Origin of the sequence: Streptomyces sp. NPDC012888, assembly GCF_042900645.1 — a bacterium.
Lineage (GTDB): Bacteria > Actinomycetota > Actinomycetes > Streptomycetales > Streptomycetaceae > Streptomyces.
This window is the reverse complement of record NZ_JBIBBM010000002.1, coordinates 495318-511358: the sequence shown is the minus strand read 5'-3', so window position 1 is coordinate 511358 and position 16041 is coordinate 495318. Positions and strand designations below refer to the sequence as shown.

Here is a 16041-nt window from a genome sequence, read left to right as displayed (position 1 = left end):
GGGAACGGGCATGCCACCATCGACGGGTACCCGCGGCCAGAGGGTCGACGGCACGGAAGACCTCCGGTGCCGGGAATCCCCCGGCGGTGTGACACGTTGTACCCGTAGCACATGCGTATCAGCATCCGTTTCGACGTAAGGATCCAATGACCTCCTCTTCTTCCCCTTCCCAGGACGCACAGAGCTTTACCGAGAGCCTTCGGGCCGATGCCCTGATGGAGGAGGACGTCGCCTGGAGCCATGAGATCGACGGGGAGCGGGACGGCGACCAGTTCGACCGCTCCGAGCGCGCGGCCCTGCGCCGCGTGGCAGGCCTCTCCACCGAGCTCGAGGACGTCACCGAGGTCGAGTACCGCCAGCTGCGCCTGGAGCGCGTCGTGCTGGTGGGCGTCTGGACCTCCGGGACCTCGCAGGACGCGGAGAACTCCCTGGCGGAACTCGCGGCACTCGCCGAGACGGCGGGTGCGCTCGTGCTCGACGGCGTGATCCAGCGCCGCGACAAGCCCGACCCGGCCACCTTCATCGGCTCCGGCAAGGCGCGGGAGCTGCGCGACATCGTCGTGGAGACCGGTGCGGACACCGTGGTCTGCGACGGCGAGCTCAGCCCCGGCCAGCTCATCGCCCTCGAAGACGTCGTCAAGGTCAAGGTGATCGACCGGACCGCCCTGATCCTCGACATCTTCGCCCAGCACGCGAAGTCCCGAGAGGGCAAGGCCCAGGTCGCCCTCGCGCAGATGCAGTACATGCTGCCGCGCCTGCGCGGCTGGGGTCAGTCGCTGTCCCGGCAGATGGGCGGCGGCAAGGGCGGCGGTCTCGCCACCCGAGGCCCCGGTGAGACCAAGATCGAGACCGACCGGCGACGGATCCGCGAGAAGATGGCGAAGATGCGCCGGGAGATCGCGGAGATGAAGACCGGCCGCGACCTCAAGCGACAGGAACGCAAGCGCAACAAGGTGCCGTCGGTGGCCATCGCCGGCTACACCAACGCCGGCAAGTCCTCCCTGCTCAACCGGCTCACGGGCGCGGGCGTGCTGGTCGAGAACGCGCTGTTCGCGACCCTCGACCCGACCGTGCGCCGGGCCGAGACCCCGACCGGCCGGGTCTACACCCTCGCCGACACCGTGGGCTTCGTCCGGCACCTGCCGCACCACCTCGTCGAGGCCTTCCGCTCCACCATGGAGGAGGTCGGCGACTCCGACCTCATCCTGCACATCGTGGACGGTTCGCACCCGGCCCCGGAGGAGCAGCTGGCCGCCGTGCGCGAGGTGATCCGTGACGTCGGCGCGGTCGACGTGCCGGAGATCGTCGTGATCAACAAGGCCGACGCGGCGGACCCGCTGGTCCTCCAGCGGCTGCTGCGGATCGAGAAGCACTCGATCGCGGTCTCGGCCCGCACCGGGCAGGGCATCGGCGAGCTCCTGGCGCTCATCGACGCCGAGCTGCCGCGGCCCGAGGTCGAGGTGGAGGCGCTCGTCCCGTACACCCGGGGCGCGCTCGTGGCGCGGGCGCACGCCGAGGGCGAGGTCCTCTCCGAGGAGCACACCCCGGAGGGCACCCTGCTCAAGGCGCGGGTCCACCAGGAACTGGCGGCGGAGCTCGCTCCGTACGTGCCGGTGGCCCACTGACGCGAAAGCCGCCGGGCCGGGTGGTTCCCGGACCGGCATGACAAGGGCCGTGGCCCCCCGCGAGTCGGGGGACCACGGCCCTTCGTCCTGTCGTCTCCGGTCTACCGGCGGTCGAACTTCTTGCTCACGGCGTCGAAGACGCCCTTCGCCTCCGGACCCAGACGGGGACCCGCCAGCCACGACGCCTTGGCCGGGCCGATCGAGGTGTTCGACACCAGGGCCGGCTTGCCGTCGGCGCCCGCGGCGACCCAGCCGCCGCCCGAGGAACCACCGGTCATGGTGCAGCCGATGCGGTACATCACCGGCTCGCCCTGGTTCAGCGAGAGCCGGCCCGGCCGGTCATTGCACTGGTAGGCCTTCTGGCCGTCGAACGGCGCCCCGGCCGGGTACCCGGTGGCGGTCATCTTGGAGATCTTCGGCACGGCCGGGGCGCTGAACTCCACCGGGAGCGCCGAACCGACCGTCTCCTCCAGCGACTTGCCCGTGCCCTTCTCCGGCGTCACGTGCAGCACCGCGAAGTCGTACGCGGCGCCGGCACCGCCCGTGGGACCACCGGTGGCGATCCACTGGTCCGAGGTCTGCGCCCAGTCGCTCCACCACACCCCGTACGGGGCGACCTGCTCCCGGCTCGCGCCCTTGAGCTGCGCCTGCGACTTGCCCGCGTTGTTGTAGGAGGGCACGAAGGCGATGTTGCGGTACCAGCCGCCCTTGGCGCCGGCGTGCACGCAGTGGCCCGCCGTCCACACCAGGTTGGACTTGCCCGGGTTCGCCGGATCCTTCACCACGGTGGCCGAGCAGACCATGGAACCCTCGGGCCCGTCGAAGAAGACCTTGCCGGCCTCGGGAACGCTCCGGTGGTACGGGGCGGCGACCGCCTTGGCCTGGACCGGCGCCGGTGCCGGGTCGGTGACCCCCTGGTCCTTGCCCAGGTCGGGGTCCACGACGGGCCGCTCCGGCTTGGGCCGGGCGTCACGCATGCGGTCCGGGTCCCAGAGGTCCTCGATGATCGGGTTGACGTAGTCCTCGGCCTCGCGCAGCCAGTCCTCCTTCTTCCAGTTCTTCCAGGCACCCCCCTTCCACTTGTCCAGGTCGATCCCGCGCTCCTTGAGCCTTTCCTTCCAGTCTTCCGGGATCTTGATGCCGTCCGGTCCGGACGGGCTGCTGGCCGCGACGGTCGGCTTGGCGTCGACGCCGGCCTCCTCGTCGCCCGGCCCGCAGGCCGCCGCGGTCAGCGCCAGGGCTGCCGCGCACAGTACGGCGGTGACCGGTCGCATCGGTCGCATGTCGTGAATCCCCCATGGTGGTTCGAGACGTTCGGGACGTGGAGTGCAACCCCCCACTATGCCGATGCCGTTGGGGACGGCACAGGGCGGGTCCGCGGTTCCGCCAAGGATCTTGTAACCACCCGTGATCCTGCGCGGACACCGTCGTTGGTACGTACGGGGGATGCGGGGACAGCGTTCTTGTTCGATGCGCAACCCATGCGCGAGCGATCCGTGCGGAGGACCGACAGACGTGGCCGCCTTGACCGAGCACGCCGCCAGCGGGGCATCCGGGCCCCCCGCCGCCGAGCCCGACCCGCCGAGGGTGCCGGAGCAGTCAGGGGCGGCCCGTGCCATCCTCCGGCGCCAGTCGGTGCGTGAATCAGCCGCCCGTACCTACGCCCGCTCGCTGCCGATCGTGCCGGTGCGGGCCCGGGGCCTGACCATCGAGGGCGCCGACGGGCGCCGTTACCTCGACTGTCTCTCCGGAGCCGGCACCCTCGCGCTCGGCCACAACCACCCCGTGGTGCTCGAAGCCATCCGCAGCGTGCTCGACTCCGGCGCCCCGCTGCACGTCCTGGACCTCGCCACCCCGGTCAAGGACGCCTTCACCACCGAACTCTTCGCCAACCTGCCTCCCGCCCTGGCCGAGCACGGCAGGGTGCAGTTCTGCGGGCCCGCCGGCACGGACGCGGTCGAGGCCGCCCTCAAGCTGGTCCGGACCGCGACCGGGCGCACCGGACTCCTCGCCTTCACCGGCGCCTACCACGGCATGACCGACGGGGCGCTCGCCGCCTCGGGCGGAGCCCGCGACAGCCGGGTGACCCGCCTGCCCTACCCGCAGGACTACCGCTGCCCCTTCGGAGTCGGCGGCCCCGAAGGCGCCCGCCTCGCCGCCGCCTGGACCGAGTCCCTCCTCGACGACCCGAAGGGCGGGATCCCGGCCCCCGCGGGGATGATCCTCGAAACGGTCCAGGGGGAGGGCGGAGTCCTCCCCGCCCCCGACGACTGGCTGCGCCGGATGCGGGAGATCACCGAGGCCCGCGGCATCCCGCTGATCGCCGACGAGGTCCAGACCGGCGTCGGCCGGACCGGCGCCTTCTGGGGCGTCGACCACGCCGGCGTGGTGCCCGACGTGATGGTGCTGTCCAAGGCGATCGGCGGCAGCCTCCCCCTCGCCGTCGTCGTCTACCGGGACGGCCTGGACGTGTGGGAACCGGGCGCGCACGCCGGCACCTTCCGCGGCAACCAGCTCGCCATGGCGGCCGGCGCCGCGACCCTGGCGTACGTCCGGCAGAACCGTCTCGCCGAACGCGCTGCCGAACTCGGCGAGCGCATGCTCGCGGCCCTGCACGGCCTCGCCACCGCCCACCCCTGCGTCGGCGACGTCCGCGGCCGCGGACTGATGATCGGCATCGAGCTCGTCGACCCCGAGAGCACGGACCGCACCGCCGATCCCGCCCTCGCCGCGGCGGTCCGTCAGGAGTGCCTGGAACGCGGCCTGATCGTCGAGCTCGGCGGCCGCCACTCCGCCGTCGTACGCCTCCTCCCCCCACTCACCCTGACCGACGAGCAGGCCTGTGCCGTCCTGGACCGGCTCGCCGACGCCGTAGCGGCCGCCGAACGCGCCCGGCGCCCCTGACCCAGCCCCCGAGGAACCTCTGGTGACATCCACACCCGACCCGAACAGGCCCGCCGGCACCCCCGAACCCCAGCCCTCCCCGGCGGCGACCGTCCCACGCCAGAAGGCCGCCGCAGCCGGTGCCCCGCCCGGCCCTGCCCCGGCGTCCCGCGGCACGGCCGACCCGCTGGACCACCCGGACCCCGCCGCCGCCGCGGAAGCGGCCTCGGTGGAGAACCTCCTGCGGTGCTGGGTGCGGGAGACCGGCCTGTCCCGGCCCCACGGCGACACCCTCCGCATCCCCCTGCCGGCGTCCGGATGCGCCCTGGCCGCGCCCGTCCGCCACTGGTCGCCCACGGGCTGGCACCGTTTCGGACCGGCCCGGATCGAAGGCACCCCCGCCACCGCCCCGGACGTGGACGCCGTCACCGCCGCCGCCCTCCTCGCCCGCGAAGCCGGACCCCGCACCGATGCCGTCGGCCGGGTCGCCGACTCCGTCCGCCACCTCACCTCCTTCGTCGCCGACCGCCGACGCCGCCCCGAACCCCCGGAGCCCGTGGCCGGCAACCTCTTCCTCACCGCCGAACAGTCCCTCCTGCTCGGCCACCCCCTCCAGCCCGACCCGAAGAGCCGCGAAGGACTCTCCGACGCCGAAGCCCGGCGCTACTCACCCGAACTCCACGGCTCCTTCCCCCTGCACTGGACCGCCGTCGACCCCGCCGTGCTCGCCACCGAATCCGCCTGGACCGAACGCGGCCGCCCCGTCACCGCGGCCCAGCTCCTCACCCGGCTCGCCCCGGGCCTCCCCCTCCCGGCCGGCACCACCCCCCTTCCCCTGCACCCCTGGCAGGCACGCGACCTCTTCCAGCGCCCCGCTGTCGCCGCCCTGCTCAACGCCGGCCTCCTGCACGACCTCGGCCCCCACGGGGACTCCTGGTACCCCACCTCCTCCGTACGGACGGTCCTGCGGCCCGGCGCACCCGCGATGCTCAAGCTCTCGCTGGCCCTGCGCATCACCAACTCCCGCCGCGAGAACCTGCGCAAGGAACTGCACCGCGGAGTCGAGGTCCACCGCCTGCTCCGCACCGGCCTCGCCGAGGAATGGCAGGCCTCGCACCCCTGCTTCGACATCGTCCGCGACCCCGCCTGGGTGGCCGTCGACGCCCCGGACGGCACCCCCGTCCCCGGCCTCGACGCCCTCCTCCGCCACAACCCCTTCCGCTCCGCCGACGACGCCCTCTGCGTCGCCGCGCTCGTCTCACCCCGGCCCTGGCCGGGCCGCACCACCATGCGCTCCCGGCTCGCCGACCTGGTCTCCCGGCTCGCCGCCCGCACCGGACGACCCACCGGTGCCGTCTCCGCCGAGTGGTTCCTCCGCTACCTCGACCACGTCGTCCTGCCCGTGCTGGCCTTCGACGCGATCGCCGGCATCGCCCTGGAAGCCCACCAGCAGAACACCCTGGTCCTGCTCGACCGCGACGGCTGGCCCGTCGGCGGCCGCTTCCGCGACAACCAGGGCTACTACTTCCGCGAATCCCACCGGGCCGCCCTCGATCGCCGACTCCCCGGCATCGGTACCGCCAGCGACACCTTCGTCTCCGACGCCGTCACCGACGAACGCTTCGCCTACTACCTGGGCATCAACAACGTCCTCGGCCTCATCGGCGCCTTCGGCTCCCAGGGCCTGGCCGACGAACGCCTCCTGATCGCCGCCTTCCGCCGCTTCCTGGGGAAGGCCGCCGACCTCGGCCCGCTCCCCGGCCGGCTGCTCGACTCGCCCACCCTGCGCTGCAAGGGCAACCTCCTCACCCGCCTCGGCGGCCTCGACGAGCTCGTCGGCCCGGTCGACACCCAGTCCGTCTACGTCACCATCGACAACCCCCTCCACACCAACTGACCCCACACGCCGGAAGAAGAGCGCCATGCCAACGATCGACGCCCGCCCGGCCGCGGGCGGTACCGTCCGCCTCCCGCTCAGCCCGGGACTGCTGCCCCGGCTCGCCGAGGCCGACCTGCTCGACAGCCCCGTCTCATGGGGCGAGGCCGGCACCCGGTTCGGCCGGTTCAGGCTCGAACCCGTGCGCCTGGAGAGGGACCTGGAGCTACTCACCCGGTGGATGAACGACCCGGCGGTGGACGCCTTCTGGGACCTCAGCGGACCCGACACCGTCACCGCCGCGCACCTGCGCCCACAACTGGACGGCGACAGCCGCAGCATCCCCTGTCTCGGCCTGCTCGACGGCACTCCCATGAGCTACTGGGAGATCTACCAGGCCGACCTCGACCCGCTCGCCCGGTACTACCCGGCACGCCCCCACGACACGGGTATCCACGTGCTCCTCGGAGACGCGGCGGACCGAGGCCGCGGCCTCGGCACCACGCTGCTGCGCGCGGTGGCCGACCTGGTGCTGGACAACCGTCCCCGCTGCACCCGTGTCGTCGCCGAACCGGACATCCGCAACACCCCCTCCGTCACTGCCTTCCTGAACTCCGGTTTCCGCCTGGCCGCGGAAATCGACCTGCCCGACAAGCGAGCCGCGCTGATGCTCAGGGAAAGGGCCCTCCGGACCCTTCTCTGAATCCCGGCCCCGCCGCTCGACCCGGCCCCGTCGACCAGAAGAACGCCGTGCAGTTCCGGCGAGTTCCCCATCACCGAGAAAGCCGTGAGGAATTCCGTGACGCCTGCCACTCCACCCGAACTCAACGGCACCACCTGGGAATCCGCCGAGCGCCGGCTACTCGCCAAAATGCTCGGCGAATTCGCATACGAAGAGATCATCACCCCAGTGCCGGCCCACGCCGCGGAGGGCGACGCCTGGAGCCTCACCCTGGACGACGGCAGCAGCCTCGGCTTCCGCGCCCGACGCCGCTCCTACGGCAGCTGGCAGGTCGACCCCACCACCCTCACCCTCACACCGCCCGGCACCGCACCCCACGCGCACCCCTCCGCCTTCACCGACCCCTTCGAGTTCCTCGTCCGCTCCCGCGGCCTCCTCGGTCTCGACGGCACCACGCTGGGCCACCTGGTCCGCGAGCTCAGCGCCACCCTGACCGCTGACGCCCGCATCGACCACACCGCACTCACAGCCGACCTGCTCGCCGACCTCGACTACGCCGCCCTCGAAGGCCACCAGACCGGACACCCCTGGCTGGTCCTGAACAAGGGCCGCCTCGGCCTCTCCGCCTCGGACACCGCCGCCTGGGCCCCCGAGGCGCGCGTCCGCCAGCGGCTGCCCTGGCTCGCCGCCCACACCTCCCTGGCCTCCTACCGCGGCACCGCCGCCCTGGACCACCCGGCCACCCTGTACGCCGCCGAGCTTGACCCCGCCACCCGCGCCCGCTTCGACCAGACGCTCCGGGACCGCGGCCTCGACCCCCGGGGATACCTCTACCTGCCCGTGCACCCCTGGCAGTGGGACGAGGTCGTGCTGCCGCTGTTCGCCCCCGCCCTCGCCTCGGGCGCCCTCGTACCGCTCCCCGAGGACCCCGACGTACGCATCCCGCAGCAGTCCATCCGGACCTTCCTCAACCTGACCCGCCCCGAGCGGCACAGCGTCAAACTGCCGCTGTCGGTCTTCAACACCCTCGTCTGGCGCGGCCTCCCCGAAGAGCTGGCCCTCGCCGCACCCGCCGTCACCTCCTGGATCCACTCCCTCCGCGACAACGACCCCTTCCTCCGCGACGAATGCCGGGTGATCCTCCTGGGCGAGGTGGCCTCCGTCACCGTCCGCCACCCCGTCTACACACGGCTCCCCGAGGTCCCCTACCAGTACAAGGAACTCCTCGGGGCGATCTGGCGGGAGCCGCTGACCGGCCGTCTCGACCCCGGCGAGCGTGCCCGCACCCTCGCCTGCCTGCTCCACACCGACCCGCGCGGCCGCTCCTTCACCGCCGAGCTGATCGCCCGGTCCGGTCTGACCCCCACCGACTGGCTGCGCCGGCTCTTCGCCGCCCTGCTGCCCCCGCTGCTCCACTTCCTCTACCGGTACGGCACCGTCTTCTCACCGCACGGCGAGAACGCCGTCGTGATCTTCGACGAGCAGGACGTGCCGGTCCGGCTCGCCCTCAAGGACTTCGTCGACGACGTCAACATCAGCGACGAACCGCTGCCCGAGCTCGCGGCCATGCCGGAGGAGGTCCGCGCCGTGCTGCTCACCGAGGCCGCCGACTTCCTTCCCCAGTTCATCCACTCCGGCCTCTTCGTCGGCGTCTTCCGATACCTGGCGGCCATCTGCGCGGACCGGCTCGACGTCCCGGAGAGCACCTTCTGGTCCCTCGTACGGGCGGAGATCCTCCGCCACCAGACCCGCTTCCCGGAGCTCAAGGAGCGCTACGAGCTGTTCGACCTGCTCACCGAGCGCATCGACCGGCTCTGCCTGAACCGGAACCGCCTCTACGAGGACGGCTACCGCGACCGGCCACACCGCCCGCACGCCGTCCGGCACGGCACCGTCCCCAATCCGCTGCACCAACTGTGAACCCGGCTGTCGGCGCGGCCGCGTAGGGTTGGGAGTGCTATGACGAAGCCCTCCCTCCCCGACCTGCTGCACGCCGCCGTCACCGCCGTCGGCGGTACGGAGCGCCCCGGCCAGGTCGCCATGGCCGAAGCGGTCGCCGAAGCCATCGACGACACCTCCCACCGGCTCATCCAGGCCGGCACCGGCACCGGAAAGTCACTCGGCTACCTGGTGCCGGCCCTCGCGCACGGTGAGCGGGTGGTGGTGGCCACGGCCACGCTCGCCCTCCAGCGCCAGCTGGTCGAGCGTGACCTGCCCCGCACGGTCGAGGCGCTGCACCCGCTGCTCCGCCGCCGGCCGCAGTTCGCCATGCTCAAGGGACGCTCGAACTACCTGTGCCTGCACCGGCTGCACGAGGGCGCGCCGCAGGACGAGGAGGAGGGCCTCTTCGACCAGTTCGAGGCGGCCGCCCCCACCAGCAAGCTGGGCAAGGACCTGCTCCGGCTGCGTGACTGGGCCGACGAGACCGAGACGGGGGACCGCGACGACCTCACGCCGGGCGTCTCCGACAAGGCCTGGTCCCAGGTGTCCGTGTCCTCCCGTGAGTGCCTGGGCGCCACCAAGTGCGCGTACGGCGCCGAGTGCTTCGCCGAGGCCGCCCGCGAGCGGGCCAAGCTGGCCGACGTGGTGGTCACCAACCACGCGCTGCTGGCCATCGACGCCATCGAGGGCGCCCCCGTCCTGCCGCAGCACGAGGTGCTGATCGTGGACGAGGCCCACGAGCTGGTCTCCCGGGTGACCGGCGTGGCCACCGGGGAGCTCACACCGGGCCAGGTCAACCGGGCCGTGAAGCGCTCGGCCAAGCTCGTCGACGAGAAGATCGCGGATAGCCTGCAGACTGCCGCCGAGGGCTTCGAACGGATCATGGAGCTGGCGCTGCCAGGCCGCCTGGAGGTGGTCCCCGAGGACCTGGGCTACGCCCTGCTCGCGCTCCGCGACGCCGCACGCAACGTGATCTCCGCGCTCGGTTCCACCCGCGACAAGTCGGTCCACGACGAGGACGCGGTCCGCAAGCAGGCCCTCGCCGCGGTGGAGAACATCCACGCGGTGGCCGAGCGGATCACCCTCGGCTCGGAGTTCGACGTGGTCTGGTTCGAGCGGCACGACCGCTTCGGCGCCACCCTGCGGGTCGCTCCGCTCTCGGTCTCCGGGCTCCTACGCGAGAAGCTCTTCGAGGACAGGTCCGTGGTGCTGACCTCGGCCACCCTGAAGCTCGGCGGCGACTTCAACGGGGTCGCGGGCTCGCTGGGGCTGTCACCGGAAGGGGTCGAGGGCGAGGACGCACCCGCATGGAAGGGCCTGGACGTCGGCTCGCCCTTCGACTACCCGAAGCAGGGCATCCTCTACGTGGCCCGCCACCTGGCCACGCCGGGCCGGGAGGGCACCCGGGGCGACATGATGGACGAGCTGGCCGAGCTGATCGAGGCGGCCGGCGGCCGTACGCTCGGGCTGTTCTCGTCCATGCGCGGGGCCAAGGCGGCCGCCGAGGAGCTGCGCGGCCGGCTGGACAACCCGATCCTGCTCCAGGGCGAGGAGACCCTCGGCGAGCTGATCAAGAACTTCGCGGCGGATCCGAGAACCTGCCTGTTCGGGACGCTGTCGCTGTGGCAGGGCGTGGACGTGCCGGGGCCGAGCTGCCAGCTGGTGGTCATGGACCGGATCCCGTTCCCCCGTCCTGACGACCCGCTGATGAGCGCCCGGCAGAAGTCGGTGGAGGAGCACGGGGGCAACGGCTTCATGGCCGTCGCCGCCACCCATGCCGCCCTGCTGATGGCGCAGGGCGCCGGCCGGCTGGTCCGCGCCTCCGGGGACCGTGGTGTGGTGGCGGTGCTGGACCCGCGGCTGGCCACGGCACGCTACGGCAGCTTCCTGAAGGCTTCGCTGCCGGACTTCTGGTACACCACGGACCGCAACCAGGTCCGCCGCTCCCTGGCCGCGATCGACGCCGCCGCCAAGGCGGACGGGAAGTAGCGCGGGCGCCGGTTCCGGCGGGCACGAGAGAACCCCGGGACCGGCGCAGTGGGTCCCGGGGTTCGTCTGGGGCAGCGGATCAGATCCGCCGCAGTACGGCGACCACCTTGCCGAGGATGGTGGCCTCGTCGCCGGGGATGGGCTGGTACGCGGCGTTGTGCGGCAGCAGCCAGACGTGGCCGTCCTCGCGCTTGAAGCGCTTGACGGTGGCTTCGCCGTCCAGCATGGCCGCGACGATGTCGCCGTTCTCCGCGACCGGCTGACGGCGGACGGTGACCCAGTCCCCGTCGCAGATCGCGGCTTCGATCATGGAGTCGCCGACGACCTTCAGGACGAAGAGCTCGCCGTCACCGACGAGCTGGCGGGGGAGCGGGAAGACGTCCTCGACGGACTCCTCCGCGAGGATGGGGCCGCCGGCGGCGATCCGGCCGACCAGCGGCACGTACGAGGCGGCGGGCTTGCCGGTGGTGTCCGTGGGCTGCGAGCTGGGCTGGTCCGAGCCGCGCACCTCGTAGGCGCGCGGGCGGTGCGGGTCGCGCCGCAGGAAGCCCTTCCGTTCGAGGGCCATCAGCTGGTGGGCGACCGAGGAGGTGCTGGAGAGTCCGACGGCCTGGCCGATCTCGCGCATCGACGGGGGGTAGCCGCGGCGCTGCACGGAGTCCCGGATGACCTCGATGACCCTCCGCTGCCGGTCCGTGAGGCCGGAGCTGTCGGCGCGGATGCCTGGGGGCCGGCCTGGCAGCGACCGAGCGGGGCGAACCGCGTCACCGTCGGGATTCAGGCTTGCGTCATTCATGGCATGCACCGGCTCGACTCGGCTCTGGGAGCGGTTCTGGGCAGTGATGGTTGCACTGTCTGCGGTGGTGGTCACGTCGGCGGCCCCTCTCGAACGGATTGTTCTCCCCTGGCTGGACAACGGTAGTTGCTTTCGAAAGGTTGCGCCAAACACACGTTCGAGTGAAAAAACGCAGATTGCTCTGCGTGATGGGAGTAGGAGGTGTATAGGCCGCGTATTCGGATGCCCGTCGGCCGCGGCGCCGAACGCGGGTTCGGGCCGGCGTCGCACGCCTACGGTACCCTTCCCGGTCGGACGGGAGCCTTCCGGGGTCGCTGCCCAGTCTGGCAGCCGGACGTCCGGAATCCGGTCACCGGACCCCGCGACACGCGGTAGGGACCCGTGTCCTGCGAAACACAAGATCTAGTGGTTGGATGGGCGAAGTCACCCAGCAGTTGTGCTCCCCGTGGCTTCTGAGGCTCACGGGATCGCATATGCTGGTGGCTGCTTCAGGAGCCCCCACGACAGCCCCGCGCTGTCCGGTCGGGATGCCCTGGGCCATCTAGTCGTGCCATGAGGGAGGGTGGAGTAAGCGTGCATTGCCCCTTCTGCAGGCACCCCGACAGCCGCGTCGTCGACAGCCGCACCACGGATGACGGCACGTCGATCCGCCGTCGCCGACAGTGTCCGGACTGTTCCCGCCGTTTCACGACGGTGGAGACCGCGTCACTGATGGTGATCAAGCGCAGCGGTGTCACGGAACCCTTCAGCCGTACCAAGGTCATCTCCGGCGTGCGCAAGGCGTGCCAGGGACGGCCCGTCACGGAGGACGCCCTCGCCAAGCTCGGCCAGCGGGTCGAGGAGGCGGTGCGTGCCACCGGTAGCGCCGAGCTGACCACCCACGACGTGGGCCTGGCCATCCTCGGTCCCCTGCAGGAGCTCGACCTCGTCGCGTACCTGCGCTTCGCGTCCGTCTACAGAGCATTCGACACGCTGGAAGACTTCGAGGCCGCCATCGCCGAACTGCGGCAGCGGCCTCCCCACGGAGAGTGTGGCCCCGCCGGGACCGGACCGGTTCCCGCGCCCGCCTCCGCCGCCGACTGACCGGGCGGCCCAAAGCGGCCGGTCAGTCCGCGCACAGAGCTACAGAAGATCAAGTCAGACCGTGCCACGAAATATTGCTGGCACATTAGGGCGTTTTTGCCCGCATATGGGAGGCGGCATGACAGAGACGGCGAGCGGCCCGGCACGTGGTTCCCGCGCCAAGGGAACCAAGGCGGCGGGCAAGGGCCTGCGCATCGAGCGCGTCCACACCACCCCCGGCGTGCACCCGTACGACGAGGTGACGTGGGAGCGCCGTGACGTCGTCATGACCAACTGGCGCGACGGCTCGGTCAACTTCGAGCAGCGCGGCGTGGAGTTCCCCGACTTCTGGTCGGTGAACGCGGTCAACATCGTCACCAGCAAGTACTTCCGCGGTGCGGTCGGCACCCCGCAGCGCGAAACCGGTCTCAAGCAGCTCATCGACCGCATCGTGAAGACCTACACGAAGGCGGGCGAGGACCACGGCTACTTCGCCTCCCCGGCCGACGCCGAGATCTTCGAGCACGAGCTGACCTACGCCCTGCTGCACCAGATCTTCAGCTTCAACTCCCCGGTCTGGTTCAACGTCGGCACGCCGCAGCCGCAGCAGGTCTCCGCCTGCTTCATCCTGTCCGTCGACGACTCCATGGAGTCGATCCTCGACTGGTACAAGGAAGAGGGCATGATCTTCAAGGGCGGCTCCGGCGCCGGCCTGAACCTCTCCCGCATCCGCTCCTCCAAGGAGCTCCTCTCCTCCGGCGGCAACGCCTCCGGTCCGGTCTCCTTCATGCGCGGCGCCGACGCGTCCGCAGGAACGATCAAGTCGGGCGGCGCCACCCGCCGTGCGGCCAAGATGGTCGTGCTCGACGTGGACCACCCGGACGTCGAGGACTTCATCGCCACCAAGGTGAAGGAGGAGGAGAAGATCCGCGCCCTGCGCGACGCGGGCTTCGACATGGACCTGGGCGGCGACGACATCACGTCCGTCCAGTACCAGAACGCCAACAACTCGGTCCGTGTGAACGACGAGTTCATGACGGCCGTCGAGAACGGCACCAAGTTCGGCCTGCGCGCCCGCATGACCGGTGAGGTCATCGAGGAGGTCGACGCCAAGGCGCTGTTCCGCAAGCTCGCCGAGGCCGCGTGGGCCTGCGCCGACCCGGGCATCCAGTACGACGGTGTGATCAACAACTGGCACACCTGCCCCGAGTCCGGCCGGATCACCGCGTCGAACCCGTGCAGCGAGTACATGCACCTGGACAACACGTCCTGCAACCTCGCCTCGCTGAACCTGATGAAGTTCCTCGACGACGACGGCAAGGGCAACCAGTCCTTCGACGTCGAGCGCTTCGCCAAGGTCGTCGAGCTCGTGATCACCGCGATGGACATCTCCATCTGCTTCGCGGACTTCCCGACCCAGAAGATCGGCGAGAACACCCGCGCCTTCCGCCAGCTGGGCATCGGCTACGCCAACCTCGGCGCCCTGCTGATGGCCACCGGCCACGCGTACGACTCCGACGGCGGCCGCGCCCTCGCCGCGTCCATCACCTCGCTGATGACCGGTACCGCGTACAAGCGCTCCGCCGAGCTGGCCGCCGTCGTCGGCCCGTACGACGGCTACGCCCGCAACGCCGAGCCGCACAAGCGCGTCATGAAGCAGCACGCCGACGCCAACGCCGTCGCCCCGCGCATGGACGACCTGGACACCCCGGTCTGGGCCGCGGCCACCGAGGCCTGGCAGGACGTCCTGCGCCTCGGCGAGAAGAACGGCTTCCGCAACTCCCAGGCCTCCGTCCTCGCCCCGACCGGCACCATCGGTCTGGCGATGTCCTGCGACACCACCGGTGTCGAGCCGGACCTGGCCCTGGTCAAGTTCAAGAAGCTCGTCGGCGGCGGCTCGATGCAGATCGTCAACGGCACCGTCCCGCAGGCCCTGCGCCGCCTGGGTTACCAGGAGGAGCAGATCGAGGCGATCGTCGCCCACATCGCCGAGCACGGCAACGTGATCGACGCGCCCGGCCTGAAGACCGAGCACTACGAGGTCTTCGACTGCGCGATGGGCGAGCGCTCCATCTCTCCGATGGGCCACGTCCGCATGATGGCCGCGATCCAGCCGTGGATCTCCGGCGCCATCTCCAAGACGGTCAACATGCCGGAGTCGGCGACCGTCGAGGAGGTCGAGGAGATCTACTTCGAGGCCTGGAAGCTCGGCGTCAAGGCCCTCGCGATCTACCGCGACAACTGCAAGGTCGGCCAGCCGCTCTCCGCGAAGAAGAAGGAGGCCGAGAAGGCCGAGGTCACCGCCAAGACGGAGGAGACCATCCGCGCGGCGGTGGAGAAGGTCATCGAGTACCGCCCGGTCCGCAAGCGCCTGCCGAAGGGCCGTCCGGGCATCACCACCTCCTTCACGGTCGGTGGCGCCGAGGGCTACATGACCGCCAACTCCTACCCGGACGACGGCCTGGGCGAGGTGTTCCTGAAGATGTCCAAGCAGGGTTCGACCCTCGCGGGCATGATGGACGCCTTCTCGATCGCCGTCTCGGTCGGCCTGCAGTACGGCGTGCCGCTGGAGACCTACGTCTCGAAGTTCACCAACATGCGCTTCGAGCCGGCCGGCATGACGGACGACCCGGACGTGCGGATGGCGCAGTCGATCGTCGACTACATCTTCCGCCGGCTGGCCCTGGACTTCCTCCCGTTCGAGACCCGCTCGGCACTCGGCATCCACACCGCCGAGGAGCGCCAGCGCCACCTGGAGACCGGCTCCTACGAGCCGCTCGACGAGGAGATCGACACCGAGTCCCTGGCCCAGTCGGCCCCGCTGGCGGCGGTGCCGGCCCCGGCCGCTCCGGTCACTCCGGTCGCCCCGGCTCCGAAGCAGGTGGCCCACACCAACGCGGAACTGGTGGAGATGCAGCTCGGTGTCTCCGCGGACGCCCCGCTCTGCTTCTCCTGCGGCACGAAGATGCAGCGCGCCGGCTCCTGCTACATCTGCGAGGGCTGCGGCTCGACCAGCGGCTGCAGCTGACCCGGGCGGAACGGCGGCGGGCGCGACGGCGCCCGGCGTAGTCCGCACCGGTGGCTGAGGCAGCTGAGGTAACCGGGCAGCGGCTCACGAAGGGGACCGACCGAGGTCGGTCCCCTTCGTCGTGCGCGGGGGCCGGCGGGCAGCCACGCCGGATCCCCC

At 71.3% G+C, this 16041-nt stretch carries 10 protein-coding genes; 8 read left to right on the top strand and 2 right to left on the bottom strand.

Going from position 1 to position 16041, the window contains the following annotated elements:
* Window positions 1-146 precede the first annotated feature (146 nt).
* The gene (hflX, locus tag ACFY61_RS04620) at window positions 147-1625 is read left to right on the top strand and encodes a GTPase HflX (protein ID WP_389466882.1); all 1479 of its coding nucleotides are present in this window, start codon (window positions 147-149) and stop codon (window positions 1623-1625) included.
* Between the two features lie 101 nt (window positions 1626-1726).
* Here the strand turns inward: hflX and ACFY61_RS04615 are convergent, their stop codons facing one another.
* Entirely contained in the window at window positions 1727-2908 is a 1182-nt protein-coding gene (locus ACFY61_RS04615; protein WP_389466880.1) for a trypsin-like serine peptidase, read from the bottom strand.
* 163 nt (window positions 2909-3071) lie between these two features.
* Between ACFY61_RS04615 and ACFY61_RS04610 the strand changes: the two genes are divergently transcribed.
* From ACFY61_RS04610 to ACFY61_RS04590, 5 genes are all read left to right on the top strand, one after another.
* Window positions 3072-4529 (top strand): diaminobutyrate--2-oxoglutarate transaminase family protein, encoded by a 1458-nt coding sequence (locus tag ACFY61_RS04610; RefSeq protein WP_389467029.1) that lies wholly within the window; start codon window positions 3072-3074, stop codon window positions 4527-4529.
* 22 nt (window positions 4530-4551) lie between these two features.
* A complete protein-coding gene (locus tag ACFY61_RS04605; RefSeq protein ID WP_389466878.1) occupies window positions 4552-6405 on the top strand; it encodes an IucA/IucC family protein in 1854 nt (617 codons plus the stop codon).
* Between the two features lie 25 nt (window positions 6406-6430).
* Window positions 6431-7087: a GNAT family N-acetyltransferase gene (locus tag ACFY61_RS04600; RefSeq protein ID WP_389466876.1), complete on the top strand. Its 657-nt coding sequence runs from the start codon at window positions 6431-6433 to the stop codon at window positions 7085-7087.
* A gap of 69 nt (window positions 7088-7156) precedes the next feature.
* Window positions 7157-8986, top strand: coding sequence for an IucA/IucC family protein (locus ACFY61_RS04595; protein WP_389467026.1), 1830 nt, complete (start codon window positions 7157-7159; stop codon window positions 8984-8986).
* Between the two features lie 39 nt (window positions 8987-9025).
* Complete coding sequence (locus ACFY61_RS04590; protein ID WP_389466873.1) at window positions 9026-10996, top strand: ATP-dependent DNA helicase; 1971 nt, start codon at window positions 9026-9028, stop codon at window positions 10994-10996.
* Window positions 10997-11075: 79 nt separating this feature from the next.
* Here the strand turns inward: ACFY61_RS04590 and lexA are convergent, their stop codons facing one another.
* Window positions 11076-11867, bottom strand: a complete 792-nt coding sequence (lexA, locus tag ACFY61_RS04585; RefSeq protein WP_389466871.1) for a transcriptional repressor LexA — start codon at window positions 11865-11867, stop codon at window positions 11076-11078.
* Window positions 11868-12365: 498 nt separating this feature from the next.
* Here lexA and nrdR point away from each other — a divergent pair, with 498 nt between their 5' ends.
* A complete protein-coding gene (nrdR, locus tag ACFY61_RS04580) occupies window positions 12366-12875 on the top strand; it encodes a transcriptional regulator NrdR (protein WP_389466868.1) in 510 nt (169 codons plus the stop codon).
* A gap of 118 nt (window positions 12876-12993) precedes the next feature.
* On the top strand, window positions 12994-15882 hold the full coding sequence (locus ACFY61_RS04575; protein ID WP_389466866.1) for a vitamin B12-dependent ribonucleotide reductase: 2889 nt from the start codon (window positions 12994-12996) through the stop codon (window positions 15880-15882).
* The last annotated feature ends 159 nt before the right edge of the window (window positions 15883-16041 follow it).